At 70.7% G+C, this 18,221-nt stretch carries 16 protein-coding genes and 1 pseudogene; 7 read left to right on the top strand and 10 right to left on the bottom strand.

The annotated features are described in order from the left end of the window. Positions 1 to 539 precede the first annotated feature (539 nt). On the bottom strand, positions 540 to 1,868 hold the full coding sequence (locus ACWD3H_RS24220) for a UDP-glucose dehydrogenase family protein (RefSeq protein WP_451956563.1): 1,329 nt from the start codon (positions 1,866 to 1,868) through the stop codon (positions 540 to 542). Between the two features lie 299 nt (positions 1,869 to 2,167). Between ACWD3H_RS24220 and ACWD3H_RS24215 the strand changes: the two genes are divergently transcribed. The 3 genes from ACWD3H_RS24215 to ACWD3H_RS24205 all read left to right on the top strand — a co-directional run bounded on the left by ACWD3H_RS24215 (position 2,168) and on the right by ACWD3H_RS24205 (position 5,016). Next, positions 2,168 to 3,229: an ABC transporter substrate-binding protein gene (locus ACWD3H_RS24215; protein WP_350915843.1), complete on the top strand. Its 1,062-nt coding sequence runs from the start codon at positions 2,168 to 2,170 to the stop codon at positions 3,227 to 3,229. A gap of 85 nt (positions 3,230 to 3,314) precedes the next feature. Then, positions 3,315 to 4,148, top strand: coding sequence for an ABC transporter ATP-binding protein (locus ACWD3H_RS24210; RefSeq protein WP_451956562.1), 834 nt, complete (start codon positions 3,315 to 3,317; stop codon positions 4,146 to 4,148). A gap of 10 nt (positions 4,149 to 4,158) precedes the next feature. Then, positions 4,159 to 5,016: an ABC transporter permease gene (locus tag ACWD3H_RS24205; RefSeq protein ID WP_355550346.1), complete on the top strand. Its 858-nt coding sequence runs from the start codon at positions 4,159 to 4,161 to the stop codon at positions 5,014 to 5,016. 193 nt (positions 5,017 to 5,209) lie between these two features. Here ACWD3H_RS24205 and ACWD3H_RS24200 read toward each other — a convergent pair whose 3' ends face one another. Next, positions 5,210 to 6,079, bottom strand: coding sequence for a class I SAM-dependent methyltransferase (locus ACWD3H_RS24200; protein ID WP_451956561.1), 870 nt, complete (start codon positions 6,077 to 6,079; stop codon positions 5,210 to 5,212). Positions 6,080 to 6,198: 119 nt separating this feature from the next. Next, positions 6,199 to 6,795: a helix-turn-helix domain-containing protein gene (locus tag ACWD3H_RS24195; protein ID WP_451956560.1), complete on the bottom strand. Its 597-nt coding sequence runs from the start codon at positions 6,793 to 6,795 to the stop codon at positions 6,199 to 6,201. 93 nt (positions 6,796 to 6,888) lie between these two features. Between ACWD3H_RS24195 and ACWD3H_RS24190 the strand changes: the two genes are divergently transcribed. Together ACWD3H_RS24190 and ACWD3H_RS24185 are read left to right on the top strand one after the other, a co-directional pair. Then, the gene (locus ACWD3H_RS24190) at positions 6,889 to 7,899 is read left to right on the top strand and encodes an NAD(P)/FAD-dependent oxidoreductase (protein WP_451956559.1); all 1,011 of its coding nucleotides are present in this window, start codon (positions 6,889 to 6,891) and stop codon (positions 7,897 to 7,899) included. A 130-nt stretch (positions 7,900 to 8,029) separates the two neighbouring features. Further along, positions 8,030 to 9,628, top strand: a complete 1,599-nt coding sequence (locus ACWD3H_RS24185) for an MFS transporter (RefSeq protein ID WP_451956558.1) — start codon at positions 8,030 to 8,032, stop codon at positions 9,626 to 9,628. A 211-nt stretch (positions 9,629 to 9,839) separates the two neighbouring features. Here the strand turns inward: ACWD3H_RS24185 and ACWD3H_RS24180 are convergent, their stop codons facing one another. The 5 genes from ACWD3H_RS24180 to ACWD3H_RS24160 form a co-directional block, all read right to left on the bottom strand. Next, positions 9,840 to 10,277, bottom strand: a complete 438-nt coding sequence (locus tag ACWD3H_RS24180) for a GbsR/MarR family transcriptional regulator (RefSeq protein WP_355563016.1) — start codon at positions 10,275 to 10,277, stop codon at positions 9,840 to 9,842. Then, a complete protein-coding gene (locus ACWD3H_RS24175; protein WP_451956557.1) occupies positions 10,274 to 11,092 on the bottom strand; it encodes an alpha/beta fold hydrolase in 819 nt (272 codons plus the stop codon). The genes ACWD3H_RS24180 and ACWD3H_RS24175 overlap by 4 nt, the downstream gene beginning before the upstream one ends. 100 nt (positions 11,093 to 11,192) lie before the next feature. Beyond that, on the bottom strand, positions 11,193 to 11,834 hold the full coding sequence (locus tag ACWD3H_RS24170; RefSeq protein ID WP_451956556.1) for a tetratricopeptide repeat protein: 642 nt from the start codon (positions 11,832 to 11,834) through the stop codon (positions 11,193 to 11,195). A 176-nt stretch (positions 11,835 to 12,010) separates the two neighbouring features. Further along, positions 12,011 to 13,186 (bottom strand): CU044_5270 family protein, encoded by a 1,176-nt coding sequence (locus ACWD3H_RS24165; protein ID WP_451956555.1) that lies wholly within the window; start codon positions 13,184 to 13,186, stop codon positions 12,011 to 12,013. Then, the gene (locus ACWD3H_RS24160; RefSeq protein ID WP_355630298.1) at positions 13,183 to 13,704 is read right to left on the bottom strand and encodes an RNA polymerase sigma factor; all 522 of its coding nucleotides are present in this window, start codon (positions 13,702 to 13,704) and stop codon (positions 13,183 to 13,185) included. The genes ACWD3H_RS24165 and ACWD3H_RS24160 overlap by 4 nt, the downstream gene beginning before the upstream one ends. A gap of 481 nt (positions 13,705 to 14,185) precedes the next feature. Here ACWD3H_RS24160 and ACWD3H_RS24155 point away from each other — a divergent pair, with 481 nt between their 5' ends. Next, positions 14,186 to 14,914, top strand: coding sequence for an FHA domain-containing protein (locus ACWD3H_RS24155; RefSeq protein ID WP_355563031.1), 729 nt, complete (start codon positions 14,186 to 14,188; stop codon positions 14,912 to 14,914). Here ACWD3H_RS24155 and ACWD3H_RS24150 read toward each other — a convergent pair. Together ACWD3H_RS24150 and ACWD3H_RS24145 are read right to left on the bottom strand one after the other, a co-directional pair. Continuing rightward, positions 14,802 to 15,104, bottom strand: a pseudogene (locus tag ACWD3H_RS24150) (RICIN domain-containing protein); the annotation flags it as partial. The gene ACWD3H_RS24155 and the pseudogene ACWD3H_RS24150 sit on opposite strands and share 113 nt — an antisense overlap. Positions 15,105 to 15,158: 54 nt before the next feature. Beyond that, positions 15,159 to 16,610, bottom strand: coding sequence for a serine/threonine-protein kinase (locus ACWD3H_RS24145; protein WP_451956554.1), 1,452 nt, complete (start codon positions 16,608 to 16,610; stop codon positions 15,159 to 15,161). 370 nt (positions 16,611 to 16,980) lie between these two features. On the opposite strand from ACWD3H_RS24145, the gene ACWD3H_RS24140 reads away from it, so the two are divergent. Beyond that, the gene (locus tag ACWD3H_RS24140; RefSeq protein ID WP_451956553.1) at positions 16,981 to 18,174 is read left to right on the top strand and encodes a cytochrome P450; all 1,194 of its coding nucleotides are present in this window, start codon (positions 16,981 to 16,983) and stop codon (positions 18,172 to 18,174) included. Positions 18,175 to 18,221 lie beyond the last annotated feature (47 nt).

Below are 18,221 nucleotides of genomic sequence, written 5' to 3'. Positions count from 1 at the left end.
TCCGGGGACGCCGGCAGCCCGGCACTGCCGCCTCCCGCCCTTCCACGTCCGCTTTCACCGCAACCTCCCGAGGATGCTCCGGCCTTCAGGCCGGGGAGGAATCGGGAGCGGGAGTGCCGTCAAGGCCCGGGCGTGCTCTGACCGGTCGGTCATGTCGATCGGCTTCTTTCTGGGTGGTGTAGCCGTAGCCGTCCGCGCGTTGAAGGTGACGGACGTGAGCGTCCTCGGGGTGACGCCGAGCAGAGCGGGTGCCGGTCCGCTCGATCTCCCCTCGCCCAGGTTGAACACCAGATACCGCCTGGCGGCGGTGTCCGTGAGCCGTTTCGTGCCCACCCTCGGGCGTGTCTGCTCCCACGGATTCCAGAGCGGCAGGCTGAGGAAGCACCCGCCGGTGGGTCTGCGATCTCGTGTTCAACGTGGCCATCAAAACGCACCTCCCTGAGCTGACGGCCAGGGCTGGTCAACGCGGGGCTTCAAAGCGCATCACCGCGCCTCAAGCCCCCTCCCTCAGGAGAGGGTCGTTGACTCGACCACCGCGCCTACGGACGCTGGGGCCGGCGGCCGAGCTGCCAGACCTCCCATCCGGCGGCGAGCCACGGGCCCGGCTCGACCGCGTTGCGCACGTCCACCAGCACCCGGTGACGTACCAGGTCGGCGGTGTCCGCGGGGAGCTTGGGGTCGGCGGTGAACTCCGGCCACTCGGTGGCGAGCACGACGAGATCGGCGTCCGTGATGGCCTGCTCGGCGGTGTCGGCGTAGCTGAATTCGGGGTGCAGCTCGCGAGTGGCGGCGATGGCCGCGGGGTCGTAGATGACCGGTGTCGCGCCGCGTTCGGCCAGCCTCTCGGCCAGGCGCAGGGCGGGCGAGTCGCGTACGTCGCTGGTTCCGGCCTTGAACGCCGCGCCGAGGAACGCGATGGTACGGCCGTCGATCGGACCGCCGTGCGCCTTCTCGATCAGCCTGACCGCCGCCGGGACCCGGTCGGCGTTGATCGATTCGACGGCCGTCAGGAATCCGTGCGCGTTCCGCGCGCCCAGCTCGCCGACGCGGTGCGTGAAGGCCGCCACGTCCTTGGGCAGGCACCCGCCGCCGTAGCCGATGCCCGGCCGCATCCCGTCGTGCCCGATCCGCTTGTCGACGCCGATCGCGTGGGCGACCGTGTTCACGTCCGCTCCGACGAACTCGCACACCTCGGCTATCGCGTTGATGAACGAGATCTTGGTGGTCAGGAACGCGTTCGCGGCCGACTTGATCACCTCTGCCGTGGGCGGGTCCGTGAGGATCAACCCCACCCCGTGGTCGAGGATCGGCGCGTACACCTCCTCGACCGCCTCGCGGGCCTGCCGGGAGGTCAGGCCGACCACGACCCGGTCGGGGAACAGGGAGTCCCGCACGGCATGACCCTCGCGCAGGAACTCCGGATTCCAGACCAGTTCCACACCGGAGACCCGCGCGTCAGCATCGATGATCTTCTGGAGCCGTTCGACGGTGCCGACCATCACCGTGCTCTTGCCGACGATCGTGGCCGGCCTGCTCAGCAGCGGGACCAGCGACCGCATCGCGTCGATCACCTGGGTCATGTCGTAGCCATGGCCGTCTTCGCGCAGCGGGGTGCCGACCGTGATGAAGTGCAGGTCGGCGAAGTCCGCGGCCTCCCCCAGGTCGGTGGTGAAGCGGAGCCGGCCGGAGGAGGTGTGCCGGACCAGGAGATCCTCGAAGCCCTCCTCGAAAAAGGGGGCGATGCCGTTGCCCAGGGCTCCGCACCTGTCGGGATCCGACTCGACGCCGATCACCTCGTGGCCGATCTCGGCCATCGCGACGGCGTGCGGAGCACCGAGGTGACCGCATCCGATCACGGAAACGCGCATCTTGGGTCCTGTCCGTTGGCTTCCTCGGGCGCATGCGGGATGCGTTCCAAGAAGTTATCGCGTGCCGGGGTACCAAGGTGTCGGCTCGGCGGCATTCACCCCTCAAGTCCAGGGGTCGACACGGCTCTTTGCCGCTTGATGTGCGCGGGCCGGCCGTACGGTCCCGTCGGCGGCGGCGCACCGAGAAACACGAACTGGTAACGACTCACACCCATACGGTCACCACCGCTTGACAGGGGGACTCATTTGCCATTTTATGCACTTAACCGACTTATTAAGTAGGAATTAAGGAGTAGTCAATGAGGGTTCGCAGGCTCCGGGGGATGGCAGTGGCACTGGCCGCGGTCACGGTGACAGCCCTCGCGGCGGCCTGCGGAGGAGGCGGGGGGTCCTCCGGCGGCGACACGGCGAAGACGACGACCGAGGTCCGTCTCGGTTTCTTCCCGAACATCACGCACTCCACGGCCCTGGTCGGGGTGCAGAAGGGCTTCTTCGCCAAGGCACTCGGCAGCGACGCGACGCTGAAGGTCTCCACCTTCAACGCCGGACCGGCCGCGACCGAGGCGATCTTCTCCGACGCCATCGACGCGACCTACATCGGGCCGAACCCGGCCATCAACGCCTGGTCGAAGTCCAAGGGCGAAGCCATCAAGATTGTCGCAGGCGCGGCGTCCGGCGGCGTGTTCCTCGTGGTCAAGCCCGAGATCAACGGCGTCGAGGACCTCAAGGGCAAGAAGATCGCCACGCCTCAGCTCGGCAACACCCAGGATGTCGCGCTGCGCTACTGGCTCAAGGAGAAGGGAATCGAGACCGACACCAAGGGCGGCGGCGAGGTGTCGATCCTCCCCCAGGAGAACGCCCAGACCCTGCAGACCTTCGCCACCGGTGACATCGACGGCGCCTGGGTGCCCGAGCCCTTCGCGAGCCGCCTGGTCCAGGAGAGCAAGGGCAAGATCCTGCTCACCGAGGCCGACCTCTGGCCGAACAAGCAGTTCGTGATCACGCACCTGATCGTGCGGCAGCAGTTCCTCAAGGACCACCCCGACCTGGTGAAGAAGCTGATCGAGGCGCACGTCGAGTCCAACGCCTTCATCCAGTCGGACCCGACGGGCGCCAAGGAGGCGGTCAACGCGGAGCTGAAGGAGCTGACCGGCAAGCCCGTCGCGCCGGCGGTCCTGGACAGCGCCTTCGGCAACATCACCTTCACCAACGACCCGATCGCGTCCTCCCTCGTCGGCAGCGCCGACCACGCCCAGAAGGTCGGCCTGCTCGACCCGGTGGACCTGAACGGCATCTATGACCTCACCATCCTCAACGAGGTCCTGGCGGCCAAGAGCCAGCCCGCGGTGAGCGACAAGTGATCGACCCGAGCAGGCGGCACAGAACAGCAGAGTCGAAGCGGCGCGTCCGGTCACGGGCCGGCGAGCCGCTGGTCAGGGAGGCGAAGTGACAGCTCCGATACAGGAGCTGCGCCCCGGCCGGACCGACGGGCACGAGCCCGCGGTCCGGCTGGACGCGGTTTCCAAGGTGTACGGCAGGGAGCTCCTGGCCCTGGACCAGGTCACGCTCTCGGTGGACAGGGGCGAGTTCGTCTGCCTGCTGGGCGCGTCCGGCTGCGGCAAGAGCACGTTGCTCAACCTCGTCGCCGGCCTGGACCGCCCCACCGCCGGAGACATCGACACCAGGGACGCCCGCATCGCGATGATGTTCCAGGAGCCGGCCCTGTTCCCCTGGCTCACCGTCTCGGGGAACATCGAGCTGGCGCTCCGGGTGACGAGCTCGGGGAAGAACACCACGAAGAAGGAGCGCCGCGCGCGGGCGATGGAGTTCCTGGAGATCGTCCACCTCGGTGGCTTCGGCGACAAGCGCCCGCACGAGCTGTCCGGTGGCATGCGCCAGCGGGTCGCGCTCGCCAGGGCCCTCGCCCAGGACGCCGACGTGCTCCTCATGGACGAGCCCTTCGGCGCCCTCGACGCGATGACCCGTGACCTGCTCCACGACGAGCTGGAGCGGATCTGGCGGGAGCGGGAGCTGTCCGTCCTGTTCGTCACCCACAACGTGCGCGAGGCCGTACGGCTCGGCGACCGGGTCGTCCTGCTGAGCAGCAGGCCCGGCAAGGTGATCGAGGACTTCCCGGTGACACTGTCGCGGCCGCGCCGTACCGACTCCGGTGAAGTGGCCGAACTGGCCTCCACCATCACCGACAGGCTGCGCCAGGAGGTGCTGCGCCACGCCAAGCCGGCGGCGCAGCCGCCCGTCGGCGCCGGGATCGAGAAGTAGCGGGTGCCCAATGACTGCTGATCTTTCCCAGCACATCGCCGGTCTGGACGCGCTGGAGCTGTCCAACCGGGAACGGCAGAGCCTGGCCTCAAGGGTCTGGGCCAGAAGCTGGCCGATGATCTCGGCGATCGTCCTCGTCCTCGCCGTCTGGGAGCTGGTCGTGCTCAGCGGGTGGCGCCCGGAGTACGTCCTTCCCGGCCCGGTGACCGTCCTTGAGGATCTGTGGAACCGCCTCGGTGAGGCCGAGTTCTACGAGGCCCTGGGCGTGACGATGCGCCGCGCGATCACCGGGTTCGCGATCGCGGTGCTGGTCGGGCTCGTGGTCGGTGCGGCCGTGTCGCGGGTCCGGCCCCTGCGGGCGGCGCTCGGCTCCCTGATCACGGGCCTGCAGACCATGCCCTCCATCGCGTGGTTCCCGCTGGCGATCCTGTTCTTCAAACTCAGCGAGAGCGCGATCATGTTCGTGGTCGTCCTCGGGGCGGCGCCGTCGATCGCCAACGGGCTGATCGCCGGCGTGGACTACACCCCGCCGATCCTGCTCCGTGCCGGGCACATCCTCGGCCTGCGACGCCTGGCGCTCTACCGGCACGTCATCCTGCCCGCGTCGCTGCCGTCGTTCCTGTCGGGGCTCAAGCAGGGCTGGGCGTTCGCGTGGCGGTCCCTGATGGCGGGCGAGCTTCTCGTGATCATCGCCCATCAGGCGTCGATCGGCGAACAGCTCGACAACGCCCGGGAGCTCTCCGACGCGCCCGGCCTCCTCGCGACGATGATCGTGATTTTGATCATCGGCATCGTCGTGGACATGTGTTTCGGCGCGGCCGACAACGCCCTCCGGCGCCGCTGGGGGCTCGACCAGCGCGTCGGCTGATGCGAGCCGCCGCTCCGCGGGCCCCGTGCCCGCGGAGCGGCGGCTCGGGCAGGTCGCCGGGGTTTCGTGACTCCCGCCCCGGCGCCAATGCCGAGCGGAACTGCGCGCCTTCCTGCCTGAATAGGAAGCGGCGCATCGGCTCCCGTTTGGGCGCCGATGCCGCCCGGCGGGCAACCTGCGTGGAGATCGCAGATCAGCTGAGGCGTGCGGCCCAGACGGTGCGTTCGGTGCGTACCGAGAGGTCGTCGCGACGCAGGATGCTGTGCGGGCTGTCTGTGTCGAGCAGCCGGTCGAGCGCGGCGAGATCTGCGGCCGGAAGCGCCTGTGCGGCGGCACCGCGGATGCGTAGCAGACTGCTGAGTGCGTAGCGGCCGATGGCCTCGCGGTGGGAGCCTTCGATGTTCACGGCGATGGTGCGCTCGCCTTCGAGGGTGAACCCGGCGGCGATCAGCATCGGCCCCCAGTCGGCGCCGCGGTGGGGCACGTGTTCGGCGTGGAAGTGCTCGGTCGCGGCGTGGCAGCGGTCTTCCAGGCCGGGCCGGTCCTCCGGGGCATTCTCGGGCAGGAAACGCGGGAATCCGGCCAGCTCGACGACGGCGAACAGGCCGTCGGGCGCGAGCATGCCGTGGACGTTGCGCAGTGCGCGGTCGGGGTCGGCCATGTGGTGCATCGAGGCCGAGGCCCAGACCAGGTCCGGCGTGCCGAGGTCGGGCCAGTCGGCGGCGTCGAGGTCGGCCTGCACGGTGCGCACGCGGTCATCGACATCCTGGGCGCACGCCTTCTTCCGCAGGCGCTGCAGGTGTCCGGGCGAGGCGTCGACGGCTGTGACGTGCGCCTCGGGGAAGCGGTCGAGGAGGGCGAAGGTGCCCGCTCCGGTGCCGGAGCCCAGGTCCACGATATGGCGCGGGCCGGCCTTCAGAGGCAGCCATGCGGTGATGGATGCGATGTGCTCGCCGAGGACCTCCGCGTCCAGGTCGAGGATCTCCGCCTGGCCGGCGTCGTCCTGCTGGTGGTGGCCGTGCTGCGCGCCCTGGTGAGGGGTGTGCGGGTGTGTGTGGGTCATGTCGTCACCGTAAGGCGGGTTTGCCTACACGGCACGACGGCTCCCGGGATGCGCAAGATGTCGGCGCGTGGCGGTGCCCGACGCGCAAGGCGCACCCGTACCGAGGGTGCGCGTTGCCGTCATTCGCGGATGCCGGGGGTGTCGCAGTCGCCGTCGTTGTCGCGCTGGTGTCCGCGGCGGGCATCGCGGTCGAAGATGCCCAGAATTTCACACGGTCCGCCTTCGGCGCCGATGGCGTGCGGCATCATGGTGGGGAACTCGGCGGCCTGGTTGGTCTCGAGACGGAAGCGCCGGTGGCCCAGCATGAGGATCGCGGTGCCGGAGAGTACGACCAGCCATTCCCGGCCGGGGTGGGCACGCATGCGGGAGGGGTTGTCGGGCGGCGGCTCGGTCATGCGCTGGCGTATGACGCTCATGCCGGGGTCGCCCTTCACGGGCCAGCGCATCAGGCCGTGGGTGCCGTCGATCATCGGGCTGGTGACGACGTCGTCGGTGGCGGTCTCGACGAGCTGGTCGAGGGTGGTGTCCAGGGCGCGGGCGAGGGTGACGAGCTGGTCCAGGGCGAGGCGGCGCTGGCCGTTCTCGATGCGGCTCAGTGAGGACTGGCTGAGGTTGGCGCGGGTGGCCAGTTCTTCCAGGGACCAGCCCTGTGCGACTCGCAGGGCGCGGATGCGTTTGCGTACGAGGCTGTCCAGGTCTCCGATTTCTTGCGTCATGGGCAACATCATATGCCCGTGATGCAAGGCGGGTTTAACGTCGTGTGCAGAAGGCCCGGAAGGGTTGGGCCACGCACGATGAAAGGGCGCGACATGTCTGTGCGGACTTCCGCGTACGCGAGCGACGCACTGCCCGGTGAGACCGTGGACGTTGTGGTGATCGGCGGCGGCGCCGCAGGCCTGAACGGTGCCCTGATGCTGGCCCGCTCCCGCCGTTCGGTCGTCGTGATCGACAGCGGGACGCCCCGCAACGCGCCCGCCAAGGCCATGCACGGCTTCATCGTGCTGGACGGCACGCCGCCCACCGAGCTGCTCAAGCGGGGCCGGGAGCAGGTGCGCCGGTACGGCGGCCAGGTCGTCTTCGGAGAGGTGACCTCTGCCGAACCGGCCGCCCCAGCCGTCGACGGTGATCTGCGTTTCATGGTCAGCCTGGCCGACGGCGGCACGGTGACGGCGCGCCACGTGCTGGTGGCCACCGGCCTGCGGGACGTGCTGCCAGACGTGCCCGGCCTCGCCGAGCACTGGGGGCACGGTGTGGTGCACTGCCCGTACTGCCACGGCTGGGAGGTACGCGACGAACCGATCGGCATCCTCGCCGTCGGCCCCGCCTCGATCCACCACGCGCTGCTGTTCCGCCAGCTGACCGACGACCTCATCTACCTCACCCACGGCACCGATCTCGACGACGACACCCGAGCACGCTTCGCCGCCCGCAACATCCGCATCATCGACACCCCGGTGCAGGAAGTCATGACGAGCGAGGACGGCGGCATCGCGGGCGTGCGCCTGACCGATGGCAGGGTCGTGGCCCGCCGCGTCCTCGCGGTCGCCACGCAGATGCAGGCCCGCACCGCGGGCCTGGACGGTCTGAAGCTGCCGATGGAGGACCTGCCCGACAACATGGGCCGCCGCTTCGCCTCCGGCATGGCCGGCACCACCGAGGTGCCGGGTGTGTGGGTCGCCGGCAACGCCACCGACCTGACCGCCCAGGTGGGCGCCTCCGCCGCGGCGGGCGCTCTGGCCGGCTCCCACATCAACGCCCTCCTGGCCATCGCCGACACCGACGCGGCCCTCGCCGCCGCCCAGACCGGCACCACCGCCTGACGTTAGGGCTCGTACCAGCCCACCGCACACCCGCGCTCAGCCGCGCGCGGTGGCCGGCCCCTACTCCATCCACTTCGGCGACCGGATCTGCTCCGGCGCTGACGCTGCATGCCCATTTTGAGAGGAATCCATGAGTACGAACCAGCCTCCACAGGTGGCGGCCGCTGACGGAAGCGGCGGAGGCGCACCGGATGCACGCCAGCTGCGCACCATTCTGATTGCGGTCTCCATCGCGCTGATGGCCGTCATCGCGTCGGTGTCCGGGCTGAACGTCGCCCAGACGCACATGGCCGTCGAGTTCGGCGCCTCGCAGAACATCATTTTGTGGATCATCAACATCTACACCCTGGCCCTGGCCGCGCTGCTGCTGCCGCTCGGCGCGATCGGTGACCGCCTGGGCCGCAAGCCCATGCTGATCGCCGGGCTGGGTGTCTTCGGCGTCGCCGGCGTCGCGGCGGGCCTGGCTCCGACGGCCGAGGTGATGCTGGCCGCGCGCGTGGCCGGCGGTATCGGCGCTGCGATGATCATGCCCATCACTCTCGCCGTCATCACCTCCACCTTCCCCGAGGAGAAACGTGGCACGGCGATCGGTGTGTGGACCGGCGTCGCCGGAGGCGGCGGCATCCTGGGCATGTTCCTCTCCGCGCTCCTCGTCGACGTCGCCGACTGGCGCCGGCTGTTCGTCCTGCCCGTGGTCCTGATCATCGTGGCCCTGGCCATGACGCTGAAGTCGGTCCCCAACTCCCGCGAGAGGTCCGCCCACAGCTTCGACACCGTCGGCGCGCTGGTATCCACGGTCGCGGTGGTCGGGCTCATCTTCGTCCTGCAGGAGGGTCCCGAGCGTGGTTGGACTGCGCCCGTGACTCTGATCAGTCTCGCTGTCGGTCTCATCGCCGCCATCGGCTTCGTGGCCTGGCAGCTGCATCGCCGGGACGCATCGCTGCTGGACGTGCGGCTGTTCCGTGAGCGCGGCCTGGCCGGCGGCTCGATCACGCTGCTGGTGGTCTTCGGCGTCCAGGCGGGCATCGCCGTGGTTCTCTTCCCGTTTTTCCAGGCCGTGCTCGGCTGGTCGGGGCTGCTGTCCACGCTGGCGCTGATGCCCATGGCCGTGATGATGATGACGACCTCCGGCCTGGCCCCCAAGCTGGCCGCACGCATCGGCTCCCGCTCGACCATGGCCGCGGGCATTGCGCTGGCCGGCGCCGGACTGGCCCTCATGGCCCTCTTCGTCTCCGTCGACGGGGGCTACCTGACCATCCTGCCCGGCATGCTCGCCATGGGCATCGGCATGGGCCTGTCGATGACACCCTCCACCGAGGCCATCACCGGCTCCCTGCCGCGCGAGAAGCAGGGCGTCGCCTCCGCCCTCAATGACGTCACCCGCGAATTCGGCACCGCCCTCGGCGTCGCCCTGCTCGGAGCGCTGCTGTCCGCCGGCTACCGCAGCGCCATCGACGACCGCCTGCAGGGCATTCCCCAGGGTGCCGCGGACACCGCGCGCGAAGGTATTGCCAACGCCGTCGAGGTGGCGGGCAGCACCGGCTCGCACGCCCAAGACCTGGTCCACGCCGCCCAGCAGTCCTTCGTCGACGGCTGGCAGCAGGCCATGTGGGCAGGCGTCGCCGTCATGGGCGCTCTGTTCGTCTACATCGCCCTGCGCGGCCCCAAGAACTCCGCCCCCGCGACGGCCGACGACGCCGAGGCCACCGAGGCCGTCGCCGCCCGATGACCGCGTAAGAGGTGAGCGGACAGCACGAAGACCGCCGTCCATGGCTGGGCGTTGGGCGCCGCGACCTCGCGGTGCCCAACGCCCAACCCCAACCGTCTCAGCTCTCGGACCACCGCCAAGCAGGAGTACCACGGATGAGCAGCATCGAGCTGACCGCAGACAACTTCAACGAGGTCATCTCCGGCTGAATCCTTTCTCCCCTCCCGTGGCGCTAGCGGCGGTGCCTGTCGAGCAACTGGCTCCCGACGTCGACATAGCCGGCGAACAGCCCGATCACGTCCTGGAGCCGGTCCTGCGCGGGGCCTGGACCCAGCAGGGCCTCGCCGTCGCGCAGGGCGGCGATCAGGGTTCTGGCCCGCGCGTGGCTGGCCTCCAGCAGTGACTCGATCCCTCCGGTGGCCTCCACCAGGAGCCTGCGGCTGCCGGGCTGCGGGATCACCTTGGCGAGTCCCCAGGAGTTCAGCTGCCGCACCGCGGTGCTCACCGCGCCCTTGCTCAGGTCGAGCTCGGCGGCGATCGCGTCGAGAGAGGCCGGCTCCTCGGTCATCAGGAGCAGCCCGTAGACGCGACCGGTCGCGTGCGGGAGGTTCCATGAGGCCAGCAGGTCACCCACCGAGGTGATGAACGCGCTACGCCTGGTCGCGCTCACCGCCGTGCCCGCCCCGAGTCCGGGAGCGTACGCAGGAACGCCTCGATCGCCGCGTTCACCGCGTGCGGGTCGTCCTGGTTGGCGATGTGGCCCGCGCCGGGGATGACCACCTCCTGGACGCCTTCCGCCGCGGCCCACCCGCGCATGGCCGAGGCGATGTTGCCGGTACGGTCTCGCTCGCCGCGGATCAGGCACAGCGGCACCGGCGTACGGTAGCCGGGGTCCGGGTCGAGGAGCTCGACGGTCGCCCGCCACACCTGGACGAACTCCCGCTTCGACAGCAGGGAGAACGCCCGCCGCGCATCCGCCCGCGCGCCCTCCGTCACCGCGGAGGCCTCGGCCATCACGCCGGGAAGGCGGCCGGCCGGAATCATCGACAGGCTCGGCGCGGCCACCTTCAGCAGCAGGCGCTCCGTCCATGACAGCGGCCCGGTGTTCCACGCCGAGTCGATGACGATCAGCGCCCGGGCGAGGTCCGGATGCCGCCGGACGACCGCCTGGCCGAGATTGCCGCCGAGGGACTGTCCCACGAGCACCGGCCGGTCGAGCGCGAGGTGCTCGATGAGCGCGCACAGATCCGCGATCGCCTGCTCGGCGGTGAACGGGACGCCCGCCGGGCGAGAGCGGCCGTGGCCGCGCATGTCCCAGGTGACGACCCGGTATCCCCGGGCGCGCAGCTGCTCGCTCTGGGCGTCGAACATCACGTGATCGGCCCCGGCTCCGTGCGAGAACACCAGCGGCACACCGTCGCCACCGCTGTCGGCGTAGTGGAGGGCACATCCCCGCAGCGAGAGCGTCGATGACATATTCACCATTTACTAAACATAGCAAATATGCCCGGTCGTGGAAGACAGTCGAGATCGCGGGCCGTCGCCCCGGCCTCGCCCGCCAGGGGCCGGACCCCGGCGAGACGGCCTACAGCTGCCCGCGTGCCTCCTCGGCCTGGCGCAGGACGGCCTTCGCGCCAGTCGCCTCGGCGAGCGTGCCCGCCTCCTCGACCAGGGCGAGCGCGTCGTCGCGGCGGCCCTGCGCGAGGGCGATGTAGCACAGCCCGACCAGGTTCGCGGCGACGCCGGGCAGGAAGCCGAGCTCCCGGCGGAGCCGTACCGACTCCTCCAGGCGCTCCCTTGCCACCTCCAACCGGCCCGCGGCGTGTTCGGCGATGCCCAGGTGCCGGATCGCGTAGGACATCGTCATCCTGTCGCCGATCCGCGTCGCCAGCTCGTACGAGCGTTCAAGGATCGGCACCGCGGTGTCGTCGTCGCGGCGGACCACCTGGTGGAAGAGGGCGGTCCAGAGCAGCGCCTCGCCCTCGCCGCGCGGGTCGCCGAGCGTCCGGTAGAGCCGTGCCGCGCGCTCCAAGAGCGGTAGCCCTTGCGGGTCCTCGTCTCCCTCCGCGAGGGAACGCGCTTGCGCCACCTTGCCGCGGGCCAGAGCCAGGTCGGCCTCGACCGCGTCCAGTTCCCGCTCGGCCATCACCAGCGCGTCGGCCTCGCCGCCGAAGATCGCGCGCTCGTGGAGCAACCCGGCCCGTTCGATCCGTTCCTCCGTACCCATCCCGGCTCCCGCCCGCTCGGATCCACGTCGAACACGGTTCAGTCTGCCACCGCGCGCCGGGCCGCCGGCAGAGCGGAACGCCGGATCCGTACGGCTCTCCGAGCGGCTGGGGAGGTCCGGCGCCTCGCCCGGAGGACTCGCCGTACGCCCCGGGAGTGCGGCGAGTCCTCCGGGAGTCAGGAGGCGGGTTTCTCGTCGGTCCAGCCGGCTTCGAGGACGGTCTCGGAGTTCCACACGGTGCCCGGCGCGAATCCGGCCTGCAGGCCGCCCGGCCGTACCACGACGCTGTCCCTGGCCAGTGCCCGCCCGGTCACCTCGTCGAAGATCAGGCGGTTCCGCAGGATCCCCTCGCCGCCCTTGGCGTCCGCCTTCGCCCTGACCCGTTCCTCGATGGCGACGGCGCTGCCGGTACGGCCCTCCGCGTCGACGACGTCACGGACGACCTCGATGCTCTCCAGGTCGGCGAGCATCCGGAAGGCGGCACCGCGCACCTGCGGGGTGACCGGCATGTCGGTGATCAGCCCGACCGTGACGGCGAACAGCCAGGCGTCCGACGACATCGGGGCGTCCGACTCGGTGCCGTGCCCCCCGTACGAGCGCAGCAGCCACGCCTTGAGCCGGTCCGGGTCCTTCGGCAGGCCGCGCAGGTCCTTCATGGTGACGTTGCGGCCCAGCCAGAACACCTTGTCCCCGTCGACGAGGGGGGCGTGGCCGTCCTGCGCCGCTCCCGGCTCGGTCGACAGGGTGAAACCTGCGGATTTCGGGTTGTTGCCCCTCTTGGGGGACCTGACCTGGATCTCGGCCGGGGAACCGGCCCGCTCCCAGGCCGCCCTGTCGTCCGGACCCGCGGGCTCCGCGCCGAGGGAGCTCGTCCGGCTCCACTGCTCCCCGCCGGCCGCCGACGGGGTCCACACCTCGTTCCGCTGCCGGTCCACGACGGTGTAGTCCCCGTCGGCCGCCTCGAACAGGTTCCGGCTCACCGACACGGTGTGCCAGTAGGCGCCGGTCACATCCGGCTGGCGGGCCGCCCCGTGGGCGGCGGCGAGCAGGATGGATCTCCCGGAGAGCTCGATGCGCGGGGTGGCGGTCGCCGGGCTCGAGATCACCTGGGCGGAGGGCGCGCGCGGCGCCGTACCGCCGGTCGCGGAGATCGTGACGGCGACCGCGGTCACGGCCGCGGCGGCTCCGGCGAGGCCGAGACCCCACACCGGGCGTACGATCCTGCGCCTGGCCGGGGCCGGCCGGGGCCGCGCCATGGCGCGGGAGAGCTCGGCGGCCCTGGTACGCGGGTCGACCGGGGTGTCGTCCAGGTGCGCGGGGCGTGCGGCCCGCAGCTGATCGATGGGGTTCATGACCACTCCTCGCTGAGGTTCCTCATCCGGGGCTCGGGACTCACGGCGGTGTCCATCCGCTGTTTGAGCCGTCGGCGAGCGCGGTGCAGCCGCACCCGGAAGGTGGTCGGAGAGCAGCCGACGACCTGGGCCGCGTCGCGGGGGGAGAGCCCCTGCCAGGCGGTCAGGATCAGGATCTCCCGATCGTCCTCCGACAGCCCGGTCAGCGCCCTGAGCACGCTGAGCCGTTCGGTGACCTGCTCCGCGACGTCGTCCTCGGTCCAGGCCCGCAACTCGGCGCTGAGCGCGTCCCGCCGGATCTCCGCCCGGATGTTGTCGCGCAGCACGTTGCGGGCCACCCCGAGGAGCCACGGCAGCGCCGGCTCCGGCACGTCCTCCAGCCGTCGCCAGGCGATCGCGAACGTCTCGCTCACCACCTCGTCCGCGACCTGCCGTCCCGCGCGGCTGACCACGTAGGCCCAGACGCGCTGCCGGCACTCGTCGTACATGCCGGTGAATCTCTGCGAGTCGTCCGTCACCGCCCCGCCCCCTTCGTCCCGGATGTGTTCTTCTGACACCGGGAAGTGGCCGGGGACCCTCGGTTGTTACCCGCTTCCTCGAAAAAGGGTACGAGCCTCCTGAGACCGCCGGTCAGGGGCGGCGGGCTGCGGCGACGAACAGCGGCATCGCGAGGAAGAGCCTGCCGTCCCGCGCGCGCCCGGCCTGCTCCTCGATCCAGCTGCCGGCCTGGTCCTCGGTGATGGCCCCGACCGAGCGGGCGGCATCAGCGCACGGATCGGCGCCGACCCGCCAGCCCGCGCTCGGTCACGCTGAGCGGCTCGGCTCCGAATCCCGGAAAGCGGAAACAGCGGCTGGTCACCCTCGTCGACCAGCCGCTGTTTCAGGTGGAGTTCGCCGGCGCTCCGGTCCCCCGACATTCAGCGCCGACAGCGACATCGTTCGGCATAGGGTGATGTTCTGGGAACCTGGAAGCTTCCAGGGTGCTAAGGGGCGGAACAGATGCGGACGATCCTCTTGCAGGCCGAGGCCCCCGACGATGGAGCGGTCGTCATCGAGCTTCCTCCGGGTCGCGAGGTCACCTTCGGCCGCGGAACGGAGAGCGCCCCGGTCGACTTCCCGCTGGACCATCCGGGGATCTCCCGGCGGGCCGGGATCATCCGGGCCGTGGACGACTACTGGCTGCTCACCAACCTCAGCCGGGACGCCACCCTGGTCGTGGAGAACCCGGAGGGCGGCGGGGAGTTCCTCAAGGTGGCTCCGCGGCGGGTGGCGGCGCCCGTGCCGTTCGAGTTCGCCCGCGTGGTGCTCCCGGTGGCGGGTGGCGCCTGCTCCTTCCTGGTCTTCGCCTCGCAGCACAGCTTCATCGACCCCGACGCGCCCGAGAGCGCGGCGGTCGGCGAGCCGACCGTCTCCGGCTTCCCCGTGGACGAGACGGCGAAGTACTTTCTCGTGCTGATCGCGCTCTGCGAGCCGCGGCTGCGCGACGGCTCGTCCCCGGTCATCCCGACGGTGCCGGAGATCCTGGAGCGGCTGCGCGACGTTCCCGGCGGCGCGGGACTGACCCGGGCCGCGGTCAACTTCCACATCGACTATCTGGCGCGTACGAAACTGCGCGTCAAGCCGCCGTCGGGCTCGCGCAAGGCCGACTGGCAGCGCGCCGCGCTGGTCTCCGTGGCGCTCCGCTTCGACCTGGTGCGGGAGGAGCATCTGAAGCGGCTGGACAGCTGATCACACCCTGTGGAGGGTGGCCCGGTGGACCACCCTCGCCGTTGCAGGTCACCAGCTGGATGTTCGCGCCGGGGTCGGGAGAGGCGTAGGCCAGGTCGAGGCACTTGCCGCTGACGGGGTTGACCAGCGTGAAGTGGTCATCGCCCTCGGGGACCATGCTCCATTCCTGCGCCCCCAGCCCGTTGCTTTCGCGGTATGCCCTCGTCCGCCGGCCGCTTTCCCCGCGGCGGAGACAACGGGTGTATCACGGCTCGTAGGCGGCCCGGTGTCGCCGTACCAGGTCGGCGTGGGCCTGGAAGCGCGCGGGAATCCCGCCCTCCTGGCGGACCACGTCGTCGGAGGAGCGGAACGCCACCGCGCCCAGCAGCCCGGGGTCTCCGGGCACCCCGGCCAGCAGCGGCAACCGCATGCACAGGTAGCGGCCGACGGCGGGGATGGTGTCCTCGGGCGAGATGGGCGGGGTGAGGACGGTGCCCCGGCGGTCGGCCGGCAGGTAGTACTGGAGCACCGACGGCGTCCAGCGCGCGAGGCCGTACTCGTCCTTGGCCGCGTCGAACAGGTTCGCGTCGAAGCCGCTCTCCGCCTTCAGGATCCCGGTGACCAGTGCCGGGCTCAGACCTGGGTCCGCGCACATCGTGCCGGCTTCGACGATCAGCGCGCGATACTCCCGGGGGATGTCGGAGCCGGAGCGCAACCACCGCCCGAACGGGTCGGCCATCCGCGAGTCGACCATCCCCGCCCCCGAGACACCCGCCAGCACGAGAACCGCCGAGGCCATGGTCTTCGCCACCCGGTGGCCCGTTCGCCGGGGCGAACCCGTCAGGGTGCCGGCCAGCAGTCGCGCGCGGTAGAGCTGGCGGACCGCGCTGGGCCTGGACCTCGGGTTGGGGTCCAGGCAGTCGCCGACCCAGGGGCGCCAGGCCTCGGGCAGCGAGACCGGAAGCGACAGGGGGGACTCGCCCGCCGCGTACTCGACGGCGGCCACATAGCGCGCGCGAGCGGTGGGGGCGCTGAAGGGAAGGTGGCCGGTGAGCAACTGGCACGCCGTCACGCCCAGCGCCCAGATGTCGGCCGAGGCCCGCACCGCGTGCCCCTTCTCGCTCAGCGGCTCCCCCCAGCGCTCGGGAGGCACGTGGTCCACCGAGCCCATCGGGGGAAGGTAGCCGTGCGTCCCGTCCATCTCGGTGGCCAGGCCGAAGTCGGCGAGCCGTACCGAGCCGTCGGCCATCACGAGCACGTTGTTGGGTTTGAGGTCTCCGTGCACCCACCTCTCGGCGTGCATGTGCGCGAGCCCCTCGCAGATCTCGGCGATCAGCCTCGGCGCGCCGGGAACCGGAGCCCCCTCCCCGATCAGATCGGCCAGTGACCGTTCCGCCAGGTCCATCACCAGAACGCACGCGCCGTCGAGTTCGGAGTTCCCGGCGTCGTCGACGACGAGCGTCTCCCGCAGCCGGATCAGCCGGGGGTGCCGGAGCCTGCCGTGCAGGCGTAACTCCCGCTCCGTCATGTCCCGCAGGTACCGCAACTGCCGCCGGGTGAGCGTGCCGGTGGGCAGGAACTTCAGCGCCGCCTCTCTCCCGTCTCGCGTTCCCCGGTAGACGCTCGCCCAGCTCCCCGTGGCGACGGGCCTGCCGACCCGCCAGTCACCGACGCGATACCCCGAGGGGACGCTGACCGCCCATCCCTTGGTGTCCATCGTCCTGCCGCCCTCTCACATCACCGAGCCGGCGCGATGACCGCGGTCATCACCCGGGACGCCGTGAACAGGTGGATGTACCTCGGACGGATCACCGTACCGGGGCCAGACCGTCATGCTAGATCGAATACGAGTGCGCGGAGCATCGTCACCGCGGCCGGCTCCGCCATGCCGGTGGCAGCCTGCCCGCGGGTCTTTTCGGTCGGTCCGGCAGGAGCGTCGGTGTCGCCCTCATAACGCCGGGGTTCCGAGGCGCGCGCAGGTCAGCGCGGTGGGCGATATCCCGCCCGCCGGGATCCCTTGCAGGGAGGCGACGGCTGGTTATCGTTTTTTCGGAACAGTCAGGACGGCCGGTCAGCAAGGGAGCTACATGAGCGAGACTCCGACGCCTCCGCTGTACATGCGGCGAGCAGGGTTCGACCCGGATCCGGAACTGGGAGCGCTGCGGGACGGGGAGGGGATCGGGCGTGCCGGCACACCCTTCGGCGTCGACGCCTGGTTGGTGACCCGCTACGCGGACGTACGGACGGTGCTGAGCGACCCCGAACGGTTCAGCAACGCCGTGGGGATCGACTTCGTGCCGTCCGACACGAAGATGAGCAAGGAGGAGGTCGCGGCGCTGCGCGCGGGCAACATGCTCGCCCTCGATCCTCCCGAGCACACCCGGCTGCGCCGGGTGCTGACGCCGGAGTTCACCATCCGCCGGATGCGCCGGCTGGAGCCGCGGATCACCCGCATCGTCGAGGAGTACCTGGACGCGATGGAACGCGCCGGGTCCCCGGCCGACCTGGTGTCGTCGTTCGCGCTGCCGATCCCCTCACTGGTGATCTGCGAGTTGCTGGGGGTGCCGTACGCCGACCGGGAGGACTTCCAGCGCACAAGCAGCAAGATGCTCGATGTGGGGGCGCCCTTCGAGGAGCGTCTGACGGCGCAGCTGGAGTCGCGCGCCTACATCGGCGAACTGGTCGCCCGCGCCCGGGTCGATCCCGGGGAGGAACTGCTCGGCACGCTGGTGCGCGAGCACGGCGACGACCTGACGGTGCACGAGTTCGTCGGCATCGGCACCCTGCTGCTGCTGGCCGGACACGAGACCACCTCCAACATGCTCGGACTGGGCACGCTGGCCCTGCTCCGCCATCCCGACCAGCTGGAGCTGCTGCGGAAGGAGCCCGAGCGCATCGACGCGACGGTGGAGGAGCTGCTGCGCTGGCTCAGCATCGTCCACTCCGGCACCGCCAAGGTGACCACCACGGAGGTCGAGATCGCCGGCCAGGTCATCGGGCCCGGCGAGCTGGTGGTCTGCGCGCTGCCCGCCGCCAACCGCGACGCCGGGTTCCTGCCCGACCCCGAGACGCTGGACATCACCCGGGGCGCGCCCGGTCACCTGGCCTTCGGCCACGGCGTACACCACTGCCTGGGCGCACCGCTGGCCCGGATGGAGATGCGCATCGCCTTCCCGGCACTGCTCGGGCGCTTCCCCGAGCTGCGCGTGGTCGAGCCCGAGGCGCACTTCCGCTCTTTCAGCGTCGTGTACGGCCTGACGTCCCTGCCGGTCGCCTGGTAGCCGGCACGGCTCCGACAAGGGCCGCCCGGAGCCGCGATCGCGGCTCC

The organism is Streptosporangium sp. NPDC002607 (genome assembly GCF_053592655.1).
The sequence above is the reverse complement of the archived record's forward strand: the minus strand, read 5'-3'. Positions and strand labels throughout refer to the sequence as shown.